This is a genomic window from Sphingobacteriales bacterium (assembly GCA_016706405.1).
Classification (GTDB): domain Bacteria; phylum Bacteroidota; class Bacteroidia; order Chitinophagales; family UBA2359; genus BJ6.
Genome location: JADJJT010000002.1, coordinates 1,397,511 through 1,415,621 on the forward strand (window position 1 = coordinate 1,397,511; position 18,111 = coordinate 1,415,621).

9 protein-coding genes and 1 pseudogene are annotated in these 18,111 nt (G+C 40.2%); 4 read left to right on the forward strand and 6 right to left on the reverse strand.

The window, feature by feature from the left end; all coding sequences use genetic code 11:
* Positions 1 to 10: 10 nt before the first annotated feature.
* From IPI59_11720 to IPI59_11730, 3 genes are all read left to right on the forward strand, one after another.
* Positions 11 to 559 (forward strand): AAA family ATPase, encoded by a 549-nt coding sequence (locus IPI59_11720; GenBank protein MBK7528198.1) that lies wholly within the window; start codon positions 11 to 13, stop codon positions 557 to 559.
* Positions 560 to 588: 29 nt separating this feature from the next.
* Complete coding sequence (locus tag IPI59_11725) at positions 589 to 1,059, forward strand: glutathione peroxidase (GenBank protein MBK7528199.1); 471 nt, start codon at positions 589 to 591, stop codon at positions 1,057 to 1,059.
* Between the two features lie 164 nt (positions 1,060 to 1,223).
* Positions 1,224 to 1,868: a DUF2461 domain-containing protein gene (locus IPI59_11730; GenBank protein MBK7528200.1), complete on the forward strand. Its 645-nt coding sequence runs from the start codon at positions 1,224 to 1,226 to the stop codon at positions 1,866 to 1,868.
* Between the two features lie 67 nt (positions 1,869 to 1,935).
* On the opposite strand, the gene IPI59_11735 is transcribed toward IPI59_11730, so the two are convergent.
* From IPI59_11735 to IPI59_11745, 3 genes and pseudogenes are all read right to left on the reverse strand, one after another.
* The gene (locus tag IPI59_11735) at positions 1,936 to 3,897 is read right to left on the reverse strand and encodes a peptidoglycan DD-metalloendopeptidase family protein (GenBank protein MBK7528201.1); all 1,962 of its coding nucleotides are present in this window, start codon (positions 3,895 to 3,897) and stop codon (positions 1,936 to 1,938) included.
* 487 nt (positions 3,898 to 4,384) lie between these two features.
* A pseudogene (locus IPI59_11740) lies at positions 4,385 to 5,829 on the reverse strand (aldehyde dehydrogenase).
* A 50-nt stretch (positions 5,830 to 5,879) separates the two neighbouring features.
* Positions 5,880 to 9,089 carry a M1 family metallopeptidase gene (locus IPI59_11745; protein ID MBK7528202.1) on the reverse strand — a complete coding sequence of 1,070 codons (3,210 nt, stop codon included), beginning with the start codon at positions 9,087 to 9,089 and terminating at the stop codon, positions 5,880 to 5,882.
* 268 nt (positions 9,090 to 9,357) lie between these two features.
* Here IPI59_11745 and IPI59_11750 point away from each other — a divergent pair, with 268 nt between their 5' ends.
* Positions 9,358 to 10,590 carry an HD domain-containing protein gene (locus IPI59_11750; protein MBK7528203.1) on the forward strand — a complete coding sequence of 411 codons (1,233 nt, stop codon included), beginning with the start codon at positions 9,358 to 9,360 and terminating at the stop codon, positions 10,588 to 10,590.
* A gap of 17 nt (positions 10,591 to 10,607) precedes the next feature.
* On the opposite strand, the gene IPI59_11755 is transcribed toward IPI59_11750, so the two are convergent.
* The 3 genes from IPI59_11755 to IPI59_11765 form a co-directional block, all read right to left on the reverse strand.
* Complete coding sequence (locus IPI59_11755; GenBank protein MBK7528204.1) at positions 10,608 to 11,669, reverse strand: HAMP domain-containing histidine kinase; 1,062 nt, start codon at positions 11,667 to 11,669, stop codon at positions 10,608 to 10,610.
* Between the two features lie 108 nt (positions 11,670 to 11,777).
* Positions 11,778 to 14,450 carry a hypothetical protein gene (locus IPI59_11760; protein ID MBK7528205.1) on the reverse strand — a complete coding sequence of 891 codons (2,673 nt, stop codon included), beginning with the start codon at positions 14,448 to 14,450 and terminating at the stop codon, positions 11,778 to 11,780.
* Positions 14,451 to 14,728: 278 nt separating this feature from the next.
* Positions 14,729 to 17,752, reverse strand: a complete 3,024-nt coding sequence (locus tag IPI59_11765; protein ID MBK7528206.1) for a DUF5011 domain-containing protein — start codon at positions 17,750 to 17,752, stop codon at positions 14,729 to 14,731.
* Positions 17,753 to 18,111 lie beyond the last annotated feature (359 nt).

An 18,111-nucleotide genomic window follows, 5' to 3' on the forward strand; every position in this document is an offset into this window, starting at 1 on the left:
CCACCAACCTATGCCTTTTCCCATCCGGATAGCTATTACCGGCCCCGAATCGTCCGGAAAATCGGTTTTGGCAAAACTTTTAACTCAAAATTTCTCGCCCGCTAATTGGGTGCCCGAGTTTGCCCGCACTTATTTAACAGCCTTGCCCCCAAGCCAAGCCTATACTTTTTCAGATTTACCACTCATAGCAAACGCACAGCAAATTTTAGAAAACGAAATAGCAAAAACGCCCAATATTAAATGGCTGTTTGCCGATACCGAAGCTTTGGTTGTTAAAATTTGGGCGCAAATACGCTTTGGTCAGCAACACCCAACTATCGAAACAATTTGGCAACAGCAAGCCCAGCAATATGCCCTTTATTTGCTTACAGCCCCCGATTTGCCCTGGCAACCCGACCCCCTGCGCGAAACACCGCTAAGCCAAACGCGCTGGCAACTGTTTGATTTGTATAAAACATATTTAACCCAAACAAATCGCCGCTTTACTATTATTCAAGGCGAACCTTCACAAAGACTAAATATTGCAAAAACAGCAATTAAACAACTATTAACTGTCTAAAGCTTAAAATATAACCCAAGCAAAAAAACATGAACCAAACTTTTTACGATTTTAACCTAATCACCATATATGGCCAACCACTGCCACTAACAAACTTTAAAGGCAAAAAAGTGCTTATAGTAAACACCGCCTCGGCGTGTGGCTATACCCCGCAATACGCGCAATTACAAGAATTACACAATTTGTACGCCTCTAAATTAATCATTATTGGCTGCCCTTGCAATGATTTTGGCAACCAAGAGCCAGCCTCAGAAGCCGAAATAGCCGAGTTTTGTAGCCTTAATTTTGATGTAAAATTCATATTAACATCAAAAGTTCAGGTTTTACCTCCCAACGAACATCCTTTGTTTAATTGGTTGCAAACAACATCAAACAAACCTATTACTTGGAATTTTCAAAAATTTTTAATCAATGAAAATGGTCAAATACATGCCGTAATTAAACCGTCAGCCAGCCCATTTGACGATGTTTTATTAAATTGGTTAAAAGATGATGTTTAATTTTTTTAGACCGAATTTCCTTTTTTTGATAAATTGATGATCCCCGCGACCTACCTATTATTCCGGAAATAAAAAATCCGGATTAAATAGGCTAATTTTATTGCCCCCTTTAACTTCCATCCACAAAACTATAAACCTTTGTCCCGATGATCAATCAAACGACATTGAATTTTTTAAAAGAATTAGCCGCCAACAACAATCGCGATTGGTTTTTAGCCAACAAACAAGCCTACGATGCCGCCAAAGCCAATACCGTTGCCGTTGTGGCGCAAATATGCACCCAAATTGCGCAGCAATTCGACCCTTCGATAGCTACAGTACGGCCCGAAAAAACCTTGTTCAGGCAAAACCGCGACATTCGTTTTTCAAAAGATAAATCGCCCTATAAAATTAATTTTGGCGCACATATTATTGAAGACAAACACAACGAAACGAAAGCCGGTTACTATTTGCATATTGAGCCTAACGACAAAAGTTTTTTAGGCGGTGGTATGTACCAACCCTCTGCTGCTGTGCTTAAAAGCATCCGGCAAGAGATAGACTACCATACCGATGAGTTTAGGAAAATCATCTCAAATCCTGACTTTGTGCAACAGTTTGGCAGCTTAAATGGCCGACAACTTAAAACCGCACCTAAGGATTACGATAAAACGCACCCTGCCATTGATTTGCTTCGCTTCCAAGACTATGTGGTTGGGCGTAATTTTACTGACAAGCAACTTATTCAGCCTGATTTTATTGCGCAAACTGTTGCCGCATTTGCCGCACTTAAACCGTTTAATGATTTTTTAAACAAGGCAGTCAGTTGATAATTTAAATTTCTAACTGATTGTGGTTAAGTCGGGCAAGCGTTGTCTTTTCTAATAAAATTGAATTTTACTTGCTTAATTTAATTTTCTGTCCAACATCAAGGCGGGTTTTGGCCGACATTTTGTTGATTTTGTACAAGTCGTTTAACGAAATACCATATTTTTGCGAGATGGTGTATAAACTTTCGCCACGTTTTGTAATATGTGATTTTGGTTTTGTGGCTTTGAGTTTAGTTGACTTGGCAACATCCGGATAATTTGAAGATTCGTTGGCCGTTTCAGTTTCAAATTCATCTTTTAGGTTGCCGGTTTCTTCGTTTTCAAAATCAGTATTATCACTGCCGCCTATGGTAATTTGTCCTTCGTATGTAGGGTCAAGTTTTACCGGTGCTTGAAGTACATCGGTAACCCCAATCGCTGGGCTATTTAAATTATTTGAGGGCGTTGTATTCAATGATGCCGATGATGATGCGGTTTGGTGCTCGTCAACATCAAGTTGATTTTTTGTTTTTGCGTTTAAACGTTTTCCATTTGATTTCGTTGCGTGGTCGTTGTAGTGGTCATCGTCTTCGGGCAACTCAAACGGGTTGGTCGATTTTAAGGAGCTGCGGAATAATGTTATGGTGTGGCTATGTAGTTTTTGGTCTCGCACATTAATAAAGTCGGTGGGGTCAAAGGGTTGACCTAAATACCTGATTTCGAAGTGTAAATGGCTACCTGTCGAGCGTCCGGTACTTCCACCTAAGCCAATAATATCTCCGGGCTGCACTACCTGATTGGGCGCAACTAAAATTTTAGATAAGTGGCCATAAAAAGTTTCTAAGCCGTTCCAATGCCTTACTACAACTAAATTGCCATAACCACTGCTATATTTGGCAATACGCACCATACCTTTAAAAGCGGCACGAACGGGGTCGCCAGTATTTAAATCAAGGTCCATACCATTATGCGCACGCCCCCAACGTTGCCCAAACCCCGATGTTAGAGCACCATTTACGGGCATTCTAAAATCTTCACCAACGCCGTGTGTGAGCAAAAATTCAACGGCAAACGGCATATCTTTAACTGCATAACCGTAGCAATACGGGTTATTTGTATCCCACGAGTAGTTGTAATGGCTAAAACAAGGAATGGTTTCTTCGTAAATATCGGTTAATAAAATTTTTTCGGTCGAGTTTGCATACGATTTAGGCGGGGTTATCGGCGAAACATCTAAACTTACGGGAGCGCTGGAAAGTGCAGGTTTTGCATAAGCCAAATTTGTTTTGGAACGCCGGGTCGATTTTTTCTGCTTTTTTCCTTTTATTGGCTTCTCTTCGGCAATAATATCTGTAAAATCGGAATTTGCAATGTTTACTTCTTCAATATTGACAGGTATTGTATTGTTTCCAATAGGCTGTTGGTGCGGTGTATTTAGTTTTTCGGCTTGGTTGAAAACAGTGCTCCCTAAGCGATATGGATTGTTTTGGTATAAAGAATTTGTGCTTAAATCGGGTGTGGTTCCCTGTTCATGGCTTTCCGGATTTGTGCTTGGTGTAGCTTGTTTTGATAAGCCAAAAAATTCATTCGCCAAAGATTCACCTACAAAAAACACAGCCGTTTCGCGGTCGGTAATTGGCATACCATTTAATACCAAGGCACCATCAACAACCGAAAAAGGATTGTTTTGCTTGCCGTTGCTGTTTTGGGCAGCTAATTGGTCGGCCAACAAAGTATCGGGTAATAAGTTAAGATTATTGGCTGTTAAGTCAATTTCTAAAGAAAGTGGCTTGTCGGCATCAATAAACGAAGTAGCCCTTGCCGAGTTTTGCTTTTGAGGTTTAAGTCCCAAATCAATTAAAGTACTCGGACGTGGCTTATAGGTTTGCGTGTCGCTGGGTAAAATATAAAAGGGCAAAGGGGACGGAACACTTATTTCTATTGTGTCATTAATGTCGCAATTATTAAAATTAATAGTGGCACGGTTTTCTGCATTTATAAACCGAAATGCCTTGATGGGCTTTGCAGTTAATAAAAGTGCGGCGAACAAAAAAACAAAATAAAAACAAAAGTGTATAGAACGTTGCTTCATTAACTGGCTTTATTGGGTGATGTAACGGCTATTAAATGGGGTAGCATTATTAGTTATAGCTTTACAATTACAAAATATCTCTTTTTTAATGTAAATATTAAGGTAAGATAGGTGTGCTTTCGGGGTGCAAAAATAGTAATTTTATGTGCTAAGAGTAATCTTATTCTTTAATTGTTCATTGAGTTGAAAATATAATATTATAATTTTAATTTTATAATTTCCTGATTATCAGCTAATTATAAGGGTCTTGCTTTTTTCCTTTAAAGACTCAAATATATTGTATAAATAACTGAAAATGAACTAATTACACATCTGATTAATGACAATTTAATAGGAAATTCCTTAATTTTAGCAATTTCTTCATTATTCAGAATTAATTTAGATTTGCAAAACTACAATATGGTTAAAAAGTGCTTAAATAATATTAAATTCCGGATTATAAAAATTAGCTCAAAGCAATACAAACATTTTTAGGCTCGGTAAAAAAGCGCATAGCCTCCCATCCGCCTTCGCGCCCAACCCCCGAATTTTTACCCCACCAAAGGGGGTCCGCAAATCGCGCAGCAGCCAACAATTAACCCAAACTATACCAGTTTGAATTTTATCGGCAAAATACATTGCCCTGTTTAAATTTTCGGTAAAGATAGTGGCTGCCAAACCATACTCGCTGTCGTTTGCTAATGCTAAGGCCTCTTCGTCGGAATCAAAGGGGGTTAAAGTAATTACCGGGCCAAATATTTCCTCTTGGATGGTACGGCAATTATTAGGCAAACCTTCAATTATCGTTGGCGCAACAAACCATCCGGATGCGCAGCGCCCTTCTAAAAATATTTGATGGCCGCCTGCTAAAATTTTGCCCCCTTCTTGTTTGGCCAATTCTATATACGATAAAATTTTTTGCAAATGTACTTCCGAAACAATCGCTCCTAATTGGCTGCCTTCGTCAAGGGGGTCGCCAACGGTTAAGGCAGCCGTTTGCTCAATTAATGCTTTTTTAAAAACCTCGTAAATAGGCCGTTCAATGTATAGCCGCGACCCACAAAGGCAAATTTGCCCCTGGTTGCGAAAAGCAGCTTTAAGGGTTGTTTGCAGTGTTTTTTCAAAATTACAGTCGGCAAAAATTAGATTTGGATTTTTACCGCCCAACTCGAGCGATAATTTTTTAAGCATAGGTGCCGCTTTTGAGGCAATATCGCGACCGGCACGGCTTGAACCAGTAAACGAAATAGCTTTAATATCCGGATGCTGAACAATTGCCGTACCACATTGTGCGCCATCTCCGTGGACAATATTTAACACGCCGGGCGGCAAACCTGCCTCGTTGCAAATTTCGCCCAATAAAAAAGCGGTAAAGGGCGTAACTTCGCTGGGCTTGGCTACAACACAGTTTCCGGCAGCAAGTGCAGGGGCAATTTTCCAAGTAAATAAATAGAGCGGCAAATTCCAGGGCGAAATACAGCCAACAATTCCAATAGGCTTGCGAAGGGTATAATTGATGGCGGTTTGCTCCATAACATGTGCTTCGGAGGCAAAATGGACTAATCCGGAGGCAAAAAACCTGAAATTAGTGGCTGCACGCGCAATATCTACTTTGCGAGCTAACCAAACAGGTTTGCCGTTATCTGTACTTTCGGCAATTGACAAAGTTTCTATATTTGCTTCAATTAAGTCAGCAATTCGCGCCAAAATCTTCGATTTTTTTTCTGCTGGAGTTGCTGCCCATGCTGCAAAGGCTTGTTTGGCGGCATCAACCGCAGCTTGAACATCAAGGTGGTTAGAGGCGGGAACATGGGCGTGTAGCTGCCCGGTAGCAGGGTTGTACGAAGGCAGGTACGCCTGGCTTTGGGGGACTACTAATTTACCGTTGATAAAATTAGCTAAATACAAAATAAATAATGCTGTTTGAGTTATTAGATATTTTAGGTTGAATACTTATTTGTTTATCCTATCATGGTGTTTAAGTTAAGGTCGCGAAGGGTTTTAAATAAATCTAAACGGTTAAAGTTTATCATAAAAGTAACTCGCCTAAAGTAATTGTTAAGTTTACTTTTTTCGGGATTATTCATTGTTTTAACGCCAGTTTTTAAATCTCCGGTCAACAAAACCGGAAAATAAACTTCGGCCATGCCGGGTATTAATTTAAACGCTATGCCGCTTTCAAACAACAAATTGGAGCTGGCGCCTACATAACCAGGGGCTGGGTAATAAGCGGCGTTTGCGTATAGGGCAAGCGGCAATTTTATAGGTAAATCGTACGAGGTGTTTAACGAGGCCATCCATTTTTCGGTATTGCCCAACGAAAAAGCCATGGCATCGTTTCGCAATAATAAGCCGCCCCCTGATTTATTATAGATTTGTGCCGCCCAAAAATTATCGTTTTCCATGCGTCCAATAAATGCCTGGTCAAATAAATAGTCGTTTGGCCCATCGGTGGCAAAAGCATTTAGCCTAAAACTGCGGTCGTAAAGGCTAAGGTTTGCATTATACATTAACCCACCATAAAGGCGCAAGTGTAGCCCTTTGTTTTTTCGGCGAGTACTAAGGGTATAATTTGCCTCAACAAAAGCTTTGCCAAACAAACTGCCTTGGTTTGCCCTTGTGCCTTGCTCAACTTGCAGCGCCAAAGATACCGGATTTATTACACGCGAGTTATTAACGCTAAACCTTAGTATGGCCACATTATAGTCGTCGCGCACCATTGCCGAGGGCGAGGTAAAATAAAAAGTTGTGTCGGGTTGGTCTATTTGAAAATTGGGAGTCGCGGCTTTGTCAATGGCAACAAAACGGGCAGTAAGCTCAGTTTTTATGCTGCTGCGCAAAGTTTTAGGTCTAAAACGCAAATTAACTGCCATTGCCAATTTTGTGAAACGAAATCCTTCGCTGTAAGTAAAGGTGTTAGGAATGGTATCAAATTTCCCTTTCCAATAGCCATGCGAAAAAGTTTTTCCGGATAATCCTATTTGTATCCGGCTGAAAATTCCTTGTTTTGGTGTTAAATTTAAGTCAATATTACCTGTGCCAACCCATTTGTCATCCCGCTTTAGCCCTCCCTCGCGCTCGTGCCCCAAGGCATACATGGGCAACAAATTAAAAGTAAATTTGCGTGCCGGCAAAAAATTGTTGTATAGGGCAAGGCCAAACATGGCTTTGTCAACTGTGTTGAAAGCAAAAATGGGGGTAAGGTATAAAGGTTTATATCGCTCGGTTTCTATGCTGAGTAAGGGTTTTATTTTTAGAGGTCGCATGTGTTTATTTAAAAAATTACCTCCGTTTAAGCGATAGTTGTTGTTTGTACGGTCAATTTCAGGAACGACACGTGCGGGGTCAATCCGGAAATAATCGTAATCGCCCGCTGGGAATAATACCTCCATCTCGCCTCCAAAACCATCGTACCAAACACTGTGCACTATTTCGTCATTTTTATAGGCCGCAATAGGGTAGGGGCCGCGGGTATTACCCATTTTGTTTGTTACGGTAAGCTTATGATAATTAGTATTGCCAATTTTTTCGGTGTTAAGTTTTACTTTTGTAATTTTATAATCAATTGGTTTGGTGGTAGGCAGCAGTTCGTCCCAAAACCACTCTTGCCATTTTCCCGACTCGGCCTCAAAATGTCGTCTTAAATCCTCCGGATATACGTGCTTAAAGGCGTATTTTTGATAAAACTTTTGCATAATGGCATCAAAATTTGGTGTACCCAACCATTTCTCGAGGTAATTAAAAGCCTTTGCCGTTTTAGCATATACAATTACGCCGTAATTTGTGTTCGTATAATCATTTGAATGTAATGTTATAGCCTGATCTAAATTTTGTCGTTGTTGAACTTGGTATAAAATATAAGTTTCGTCTCGTTCTCCGGGGGGCGGCATAAAATAGTCAAGTGCTTTAGGAAGCCCATCTACCAAGTCCTCTTCCGGATAATGCTCGGCCATATAGCGTTCTTCGTAATACGAGTTAATACCTTCGTCAATCCAAGGGTGGTCGCGTTCGTTTGGGGCTAAAATTCCATAAAACCAATTATGCCCAACCTCGTGAACAATTACATTTTCGAGCGATTTTGTAGCGCCACTTTTGCCAATTACGGTTATCATGGGGTATTCCATTCCAGCGCCCGCGCTTAGGCTGCTTTCAACGGCGGTGCATTGGTCGTAGGGGTAATCGCCCACTAAACTCGAGTAATGCAGTAGGGCTTTGTTTACCGATAGAATGCCATTTTTTTTCCATAAATGCCCTTCGAGGTTGGTAAACATAACCCAAGTAGCTACACTGCGCCCGGTCTGAGGCAGTACTACCGAACTTTGTAGTACATGGAAGCGTTTATCGGCAAACCAAGCAAAATCGTGGATATTGTTGGCTTTGTAATGTAAAGTTTTAATTTCAGGGTCTGATTCCGGAAAATCTAAATCATTTTTATCAAAAACGGTACGTGCTTCGGTTTCGGCACTTCGTTTGTTTAGCCAGGCTTTTTCTTCCGGATTTTGTAAATAGCCGGTAGCACCTACCACATAATTTTTAGGTAAACTTATTTGCACATCAAAACTGCCAAACTCGCTGTAAAACTCGCCTTGGTTTAAATACGGCATCGGATGCCAGCCTTTGGCATCGTAAACTGCGGGCTTTGGATACCATTGCGTAATTTGATAGGACTGACCTATATGCCCCAGCCGCGAAAAAGTTTCGGGGAGTTTTACTTTAAACGGAGTGGCAATTTGGCAGGTGGCACCCGGATATAATGGTGCAGGTAAATCTATACGGGCAACGTCAATATACTCCGGATGATAGGTGTAATTTGTTTGTTTTCCGTTTATGGTAAAGGCCAGACCATCAATATAACCTCGTTGCTCGGCAGTTGAGAAATAAAAATCGGTTTTGCGTTTTTCAAGAAATTGTTTGGCTAAGGCTGTGTTTTGATTTTTGTAGGCGTTAGGCCATAAATGAAACCATATAAAGGTAAGCGTATCGGGCGAGTTGTTGGTATAATCTATTTTGATTTCGCTGGTAAGTTCGTGGGTTTGGTCGTTCAAACTCACCGCAATTTGGTAATTAACCTGTTGTTGCCAATACTTATCGGCGCTATTAGTAGCGAGTAAAATTTTGTGGTTAAAAATACAAAAACAAAAAATGGCAAATAAACAAAAACCTCGAAGCATTATTTATTGTTTGTAGGATGCAATAGTTTTAATTGGGCGGAAAGTTACCAATTTATTTTGGCAGTTAAAAACTTGTGCTTGCCGTGGCGGTAAAAATTTGATTTTGTTTAAACTGATTATCGGATGAAATAAAACGAGTATGCTCTTTTTGCCTAAAATTATTATTAAACAAGTTCTTAAATTTTAAGATGTAATTTTGCTGTTTATTTGGTTTTGCTTACAACCACAAATAAATACATACATATAATTTTGACTGATTGTATTTAATATGAATAAACACAAAATTATTAATGACCCTGTTTATGGTTTTATTACCCTTAATTACGAGATTTTATACGATTTAATTGAGCATCCGTATTTTCAGCGGTTGCGCCATATTCAGCAGTTGGGTTTGTCGTGTTATGTTTATCCGGGCGCTTTGCATACGCGGTTTCATCATGCTTTGGGGGCTACCCATTTAATGCATCAGGCCATTGATGTTTTGCGCAGCAAGGGTATTGCTATTAGTCCAAACGAAGCCGAGGCGGTAACTATTGCCATTTTGCTGCACGATATTGGACATGGCCCTTTTTCGCACGCCTTAGAGCATAGCCTTGCCCCCCAGGTATCGCACGAGGCTTTGTCGTTGCTGTTTATGAAAAAACTAAACCAGCAATTTTCGGGGCGATTAGATTTGGCTATTCGTATTTTTAAAGGCGAATATCACAAATCTTTTTTGCATCAATTAGTATCGAGCCAATTAGATATTGACCGGATGGACTATTTAAACCGCGATAGCTTTTTTACCGGCGTGCAAGAGGGGGTAATTGGCTCGGAGCGGTTAATAAAAATGCTTACCATACACAATAACAATATAGTTGTGGAAGAAAAAGGCATTTTGTCGGTCGAAAATTTTTTGGTCTCGCGCCGCATTATGTATTGGCAGGTTTACTTACACAAAACAGTTTTAAGCGCCGAAACCATGTTAGTAAAGGTTTTAAAGCGGGCTAAACAATTAACTAAGCAAGGCGAAAACTTGTTTGCCACGCCAAATTTTAAGCTGTTTTTAGAAAATAATTTTACCATAACCGATTTTGAGGAGAACGATGATTTATTAACCCATTTTTCGGCTTTGGATGACACCGATGTATGGGCTTCGTTAAAAGTATGGCAACAGCATCCGGATATAGTTTTGTCAACTTTGGCAACGGGAATTGTTCAGCGCAAATTATTGCAAATAGAAATAGCCTATACTCCTTTTTCCGAAAAAAAAATTGCTGCCCTTGAAACAGCTTGTTTAAAAAAATACCCAAATTTAACACCTCAAAATTTGCCCTATTTTATTTATACCGACACTACAAGTAATAGTGCCTATAGTTACAAAGCTTCGCGCATCCAAATATTGCGCAAAGATGGCAATGTAAGCGATATAACGCAAGCATCAGATTATCAGCATTTGGCACAGTTGGCAACTCCGGTAGTGAAATATTTTATATGTTATCCTAAAAACCTACAATTGTAAGGCAAACATGGGAGGTATTATGCCATAGGAAAAGTAATATTAAAAACTGCTCCATGTGGCAAATTATCAGTAATTGAAATTTTGCCTTTGTGCAACAAAACCAATTCACGAACTATGTACAAGCCCAATCCGGTGCCTTTTGCAGTGCGGGTTTTTTCGTTACCAATCCGGTAAAACTTGTCAAAAACATTTTCTTTTTCGTGGTTTGGAATGCCCGGCCCATTATCAGTAATTTGAAATAATACTTGTTTTTCGTTTGTTTGCACCGGTTTTAGTATAATAGATATTTGAGGTTCTTCAATTTGTTCATTGCTTTCTTCGGCGTAAAGTAAACTGCCTGATTGCGCTAAACTTGCATGTTTTATGGCGTTGTCAATTAAATTATTTACAATGACCGTCAAAGCACCCTCGTCGCCTTGTATAAACATGTTGGGTGCAATGTTAATATCCCAAGTAATAATTGTTTCCGAGCGACTATCATAAACATTAATACATTTTTCAATTACCGTACTAATATTAACCGGTTCATGTATAAAATGCGTTCTTTTATTGTGTTCAATGCGCGAGGCTGTTAAAATATTGACCACCAAATGGTCTAAACGGTCAATTTCGCTTAACCCGTCAGCTAAACGCGCTTCCCGTGTGTTTTGGCCGGGTGTTGGTATAAAAAGTAAATTTTCTAAAATTAACCTTATGGTTGTCAAGGGGGTTTTAAGCTCGTGCGTTATAGCCAGCATAAAATTTTGCTGTTGCTTGTAAAAACTAATTTCGTTTACCATGTTTTTATGTAAACGCCAAGCACCCCATGCCATAAAAGCCAATAACGATGGTGCTAAAATTAACAACAACAGAACTTGGTAAGTGGCCGTTTGTTGTGCCTCTTTATACGAAGTGGAATTTTCAAGTTTTTCCGGAAAATTATGTGATTTGTAAATTAATTCTTGTTTCTCAATATACAATTTCTTTATTTGATGGATATTGTAGATATGGAATATTGTCCAAACAACAAAAGCCACTAATACAAACAGACACAAAAAATAAAAAAGTTGTAAGGTTTTTCCGGATTCTTGTTGGCTCATACAACAAAAAAAATTAGAATAAACATAATTGTTGATGGGGTAAAGTTAAAAATTAAATAGCAAATCAAAACTATACCCTGCCCGCAATAACGACGAAATTTAAGATTTTTAATTAAAACTATAGGCTTGTAAATTATTAGGTGTGGTACCGCAAACCAACAAATATTTATTAAAATTATTTAGTGGAATTAAACAGGCCGGAGTTGAAGCGGGCAAATCGGAGGGTAGCATCCATTTCCCTTTTTCGGTTAGCAAGTTAATTGCGTTATTGCCGGGCCACCATACCCCAATAATATTTGTGCTATTATTACGGCGCATACTAAATATTTCGGCGGTATTGTTTTTAAGGGTAGTTTTAAAAATAAGAGTGCCGCCATAATCATTTGTTAAAATGGAATTCCCTTGTAAAAAAACACGCTCGTCTGTGGGGGTGCCCACCAAGTTAGAAGTTAAAAAACTACTTATTTTATTTCCGGATAATGGTTTTCGCTTTAGTTTTCCGGCACCATCAACACTTATTAGCTCATTTTGTGGTGTTACAAAGGTTAAAAATGCTTGTTCGCCTATATAATCAACTTGTAGTTTGCCAATAGAAGTGCCGGTTTTGGTTTTCCATAGTTCTTTTCCTAATTTGTTGTATAGGGTGGTATAGCCATCAGTGGTTAAAACGGCAATAGCGGTCTGTCCGTTAATACGCATGGGCGCAACTGGCCAATAAGATTGCCCCGTTTGGTTAGGCCGCCACCCCGACAAAGGAACCCCTAACCTTGTAAATCCATAGACGCTTTTTCCGCAGGGTATAAACAAAGCATCCCCGTTGTTGTTGTTGTCGTCTTCAAAATTTACGACAACTAAACCTGCGTTGGCAGGTTCGGGCAGGCGTTTCGGAAACCCATCATGTCCTTTGGCATCCATTAAGCCCCACAAGTACAGGCTATCGGTTGTAACAAAACTAATTTGCCGTTGCTTGTTATTATAATAGTCGGGCTGCGTAAAATTGCCAATTACTCCTTGCGATAATTTTTTTTGCCACTGAGTTTTACCGGCTATATCAAACAGATAAATATTATGTTGTTGGTCGTGGGCAATTATGTATTGACTTTGGTTTTGAGGGTTGTAAATGCCCTGTGGGGCAGCCATTAAAGGGGCGTTTAAGGTTTGGACCCAAGCGGTTGCTAACGGTGAGGTGGTAGTATTGGCTTTGTTTTGCAACAAAAAACTACCATTGTCATTATATATAGGCAGTTTATTTTGTGGTGTATAAAAAATATGCATTTGAACCTCGCTCCAGCCCAAAAAATGGGGTGAAATGCCTAACCCTAAAGGCGATAAACTTTGGTAGCTGCTGGCAATTTGGCTCAATTCGGTTTTAAGGTTAGGACTAACAATACCCATTAACCAAGGGTATAATTGTGGTGTTTGCACATAAAAAAACTGAGTAGTATTTACATTTAGTTGGGTAAAAAAGTTTCGGAAATTTGTTTGTATTCCCAATGTTTGTCCTTGCAAAATAGACGAGGTAACTACTAGCAAATGGTTGGCATGGGTGGTAATTACAATACAATTTGGCAAAATTGCAGCTTGCGCCTGACTAAACCACAATCCAATTTGCTGCCCATAAAGTTGCGAAATTAAAGGCTGTGCGTTAATAGGCAGTTGGGGATATTTGTCGAGTAAAAGTAATTTACTTTGCGTGTTGCCGCTATTTGATGGCGTGTTTGAATTGGCAGACTTGGCCAACTGCAATAAAGCTTGGTGGGCTGCTTGGGCATCATTTATCCGGATGATGGCATAAGTATTTCGGGCAATATCTTTGTTGGTTAAGGCGGTGCAACCCAAAACCCAATCGTTGCCAATCCATTGTGGGTTCTTAAAAATGCCATCGAAAAGTAAATTGGTATTATTGCTCGATGCCCACCAAATAAACCCCGAGTTGTTGGGGGCTAAATGTCCTGCTCCGCCAGTAGTTGCTGCGGTTTGACTGGCTATTTTTTTAACAGCCGATTCTGAATCTTTAAATTTAAGACTACCCTCGAAACTCCATCCGGATGGCGTTTGCGCTACACTATGCAACGAAATCCACTGCGCATCTTCGCTTAATGGAGTTAATAAACTCATATCTTGCTCATCAAAAAGCATTTTTTTTAGCAACGAAAACTGCCCCAAATGTAAAAACAAGCTAAATTTTGGCAGTTTGTATTGCAAATTTGGCAATTTAAAAGCAAAACCATTACTTAGCGGGTGACTATACTCGGCAATAGCGTTATCTACTAAATTTGGGGCAAAACTTGCCGCCACCAAATAGCCATCGTTGGCAACAATAAATGGATTAGGGTGGTTGGGTAGTTGAATTTCAAAAACAGTACTGCCTTTTAAATAGTGTTCGTTTATAGGGTAGTTTTTGACACGACATTCCTGAATAAATTTGCTTAAATTTTGCGGCAACTGATTTGCCGGGGCCAAAAATAAAAAATCGAATTGGTTGGCGTTGGTTAAATGAGCGCTTATTAAGCTTGTATGTTGTTTGTTTTGAAATAAAATAGAATCGATTAATTTTAGCTCCTCTATTAGCCTTTGCCCATAATTAGTTTGCTTAAGATTGCTGAACCACGGCAAACTGTCTAATCCGGATAAAACCTGCTGTTGATTTTGCATCCAAACCAAACTAAATGCGTCGTTAGGCACGGCACTAAACAAAAACCTATCGGTAGAAATGCTAAAAAATTGCCATCCTGCGTAACTGAGGGCTAACAGAATAAGCAGCGTATAAAAAAAACGCATTTGATTTGGGGTATGTAAATAAAAATGGGCGGCTGGACAAATGCACATCGAGCCAAACCACAAAAGTATATTTTTTAATTTATTGCTAAGCGCTTAAAATTAAGATTTGATACTTTTAGGTTAAAAAAAACGGCGATACAATTTGGTGATTGTACCGCCGTTTTTAGTTTGGAAGTTTATTTGCCTTACACCGGAGTTTTGTCAAAAATAGAATTTAATTCTAATTTATTCCGGAAAGAACAATAAACTTTTGTTTAGGCTCAAACCTACTAAATGCCTTATTTGGTTACAACTACTTTTTGAGTAGTATTTCCTTGGCTCGAAGTAGCGCTTACAAAGTAAACGCCTGCTGGTTGGTTGCTTAAGTCTATGGTTAATACTTTGTTTACCGCAGTATTGCCATAAATGCTTGTTACTACTTTGCCAGCCGCATCGTAAAGGTCAAGGCTAATATTGCCAACCATGGTGTTAAACTGTACATTTAAAGTATTGCTAACCGGCATGGGGTAAATGCTAATGCTGTTTTGTGGCAAAGTGTTGTGGTTGTCAATACCGGTGCCAAATTCAACACATTCAAGTTCGGGTTCGCTACAGTTAGTACAACCATCGGGAATAATTACGTTGCGGGTTACAGTTGCGGTATTGCCGGCTGCATCGGTTACACTGTAAGTGATAGTATATGTACCCGAGCAAGTATAACAAACTTTACCCGAAAGAATTACATATTGGGTAATATCGCCGTCAATATTGTCGAAGGCCGAGTAGCCTGGGTCGGTATAGGGCACGTTGCATGGCCAAATAATAGTGCCAGGGCCCGATAGTGTAATAGTAGGAGCTTGTGTATCGGCTACTTTTACAACACGGCTACATTCAAATTTGTTGCCTGCTTTGTCGGTAGCGGTATAAGTTATGGTGTATGAGCCGGGCACCTCTAAGTTAGGAACTTGGCCACCAATTACAACTTCAACAAAACCATCAACATTGTCAATTGCGATATAGCCTGGGTCTTCCCAAGTACCGCCGGGCTGAATTTCTATTACAAAATCGGCACCACAGGCGGCCAATGAATCAACGCCCGATTTTCCGGTAAACAGAGTGATAGCGGGCGCGTCGACATCTTTATCAATTACTGTTACCAAGCGAATTATTGGGTCGGCTTGGTTGCCGTTCATGTCTTCGCCGTTGTAAGTAATGGTATAATCACCTGCGGTATTTACATCAACTGTTCCGGTAATTGTTAAGGTGCCTTCGCCACAACCAAATATCCATGATGGGCTAAAGCCATTATCTGTTTCAAAAAAGTCGTAAACAATAGCGCCTGGCTCATCGTAGCTTGTGCCTTTTACCACTTTCATGCTGTCGTAATATTCGAAGTACGAGTATATGGTGCCATCAATAGTATCTATAGGTCCGGCTAAAATTAGCGGTGCGGTGGTATCGTCAAATACAATTACATTGATTTCGTTGCCATCAGCATCTTCAAAAGTTAACTCACTTGTGGTGCCGTCGCTGTCGGTAGCGGTTAATAGCCAATGGTAGCCTTCGCCGGTTGCATTGGGTTTAGACAAATCAACGGTTCCGCCAATTGTAATTTGATTGCAGGTTAGCTCGCCATCCGGATAGTCAAGAACAGATAAGCCACCGAAACGGTCGCAACTTACGGGGCAATTTTTCAAACCATAAGGAGTACCTCCAGTCATGAAAAATTCGGGTTTGGTGCTAACTTCGGCAGATGGGTCTTTAATATCATCAACATTTACACCGGCATACAAAATATCGTTCATTACAAAGGTCGCATGGCCTTGGTTATTGGTGTTTTGTAAGGCGGTGCCTGTTAGGTCGTCTTGTTGCCAAGTAAGGTGTACAGTGCCATTAACTTCTTTGGCAATAGTTGGGAATACGTCTTCTTTGTTGTCGTTGTCCGATACATTAAGAGGACCAACCCATCCGGCATCGGTTATATTGCGTTTAACTAAGTAAACATCGCGGTAAAGGCGGCCAGCGCTATTGTCGCCAGGAGGTGTTTCATAATTGCCGTCGCGTGCTGCGCTGTAAGCTATGTATAGGTTGTCAGATGCATCTATACCCATTGAGGTGTGGCCAACTATGCTGCCATAACTTTGTATTTGCACTTGTTGCGTATTAACCGAGGTGGTGCCGTCTCCGTCATAGTCTTGGCGAACAGTTTTGCCAATTACTTCGGCTTTGGCCATGCCTTCGTTCCAATACATGATGGCAGCACTGTTTGGCAAGTAATAAGGGCCACCAGCAGCATCGGTTACATCTTTGTAGCAATATAAACGGTCGAAAGCTATGTGGGCTGTGCCTTTGCTATCGAGTACAATTGTAAATTCGCCGCCGCCAACAGCAACGGGGTCTAAAGTTTCTTCGGCGGGGGCATCTATTGAAGGGATAAGCGGGTTAGAAGTAGGAGTTACTACGGTATAGTTCCATGTATCGCCGCTGTCGGTAGATTTAAGCAAAACTGTTTGTGAGGCATAACCACCAACTACAATGGCTACATTTTTGTCGCGGGCATCAATAGCGTAGTCGTCGGCACTTAGGTCGTTAACATACGCAGCAAGGTCAATATTGTCTAATTTTTCCCAAGTGTCGCCGGCATCTGTACTGCGGTAGTAACAAATACCGGTAGGCACACCGCTGCAAGCACCTTCTTGGCGACCAATGATAACGTAAATATTGTCGCCCGAAACAGCTACACGAGGCCAAACACCGGTTTCATCGCCCACTTCGGTGCCAATTACTTTAAATTTCCAAGTGCCGCCTGGATCTTGGTAGGACATATAGGCACCTTTGTCGGGGGTGTGTGTAATGCTAAACAAGCGCCCCGAGGCGGTCAAGCCAATATTGGGCCATCCGGTACGTTGACTGCCTTCTAAACGTTCATCTGGTACGGCACCCCAGGTTCCGCCACTGCTCATCATATTGTAGCCTGTTCCGCGGTCGGCCGAGGCTACGTCGTAGCTTTTGCTCATTGTCCACATGGCGTGTACATTGCCATCGCCGTCAACTAAAACACGGCGGCATACCGAGCTGTTCGTTTGAAGGTCATAAGTACTTTCGCCAATTTTTACGGCTGCACCGCTTTTAGCTGTCGAGCTTTTTTTACCTTTAATAGATGGTGGGGTCGAAAGGTCAACTTCGTTTCCGCAAGTTGTTTCTTGGGTCCATTCCATTTTAGGTTGTGTTGAGGGAGCGCATACTGGTACTTTGGCAGTTTTTTGCGCAAAAGCTAAAGTGCTTAGGCAAACTGCAAACATTGTTAGTAAATAACGCAACATAGAATTTGTTAAGTTAATGATGAAAAATATTAATTTAATTTAAAAGTATTTTTTTAATTTGATTGCAAAGATAGAAAAAAGAGTTTAAAGCACAAAACGAAAATTATAATAATAGCGGATAAACTTTCCGGAAAATGGTTTTTTAATTTAGGTTTCCGGATATTTTTAAGTGTTTGCAGTATGCTTTTCTGATAGGTCTTCTACATTGGAATTAGTAAAGAAAAAGAAATAGTTTTTCACGATACAATAATACAACTATTTTTATGCTGTTTTCAACTACAATTTAAGGGTTTTATCGAAAACTTATTTGGATGATATTATAAATTAATTACTTCGTAAATTATTGACTATTAGGAATA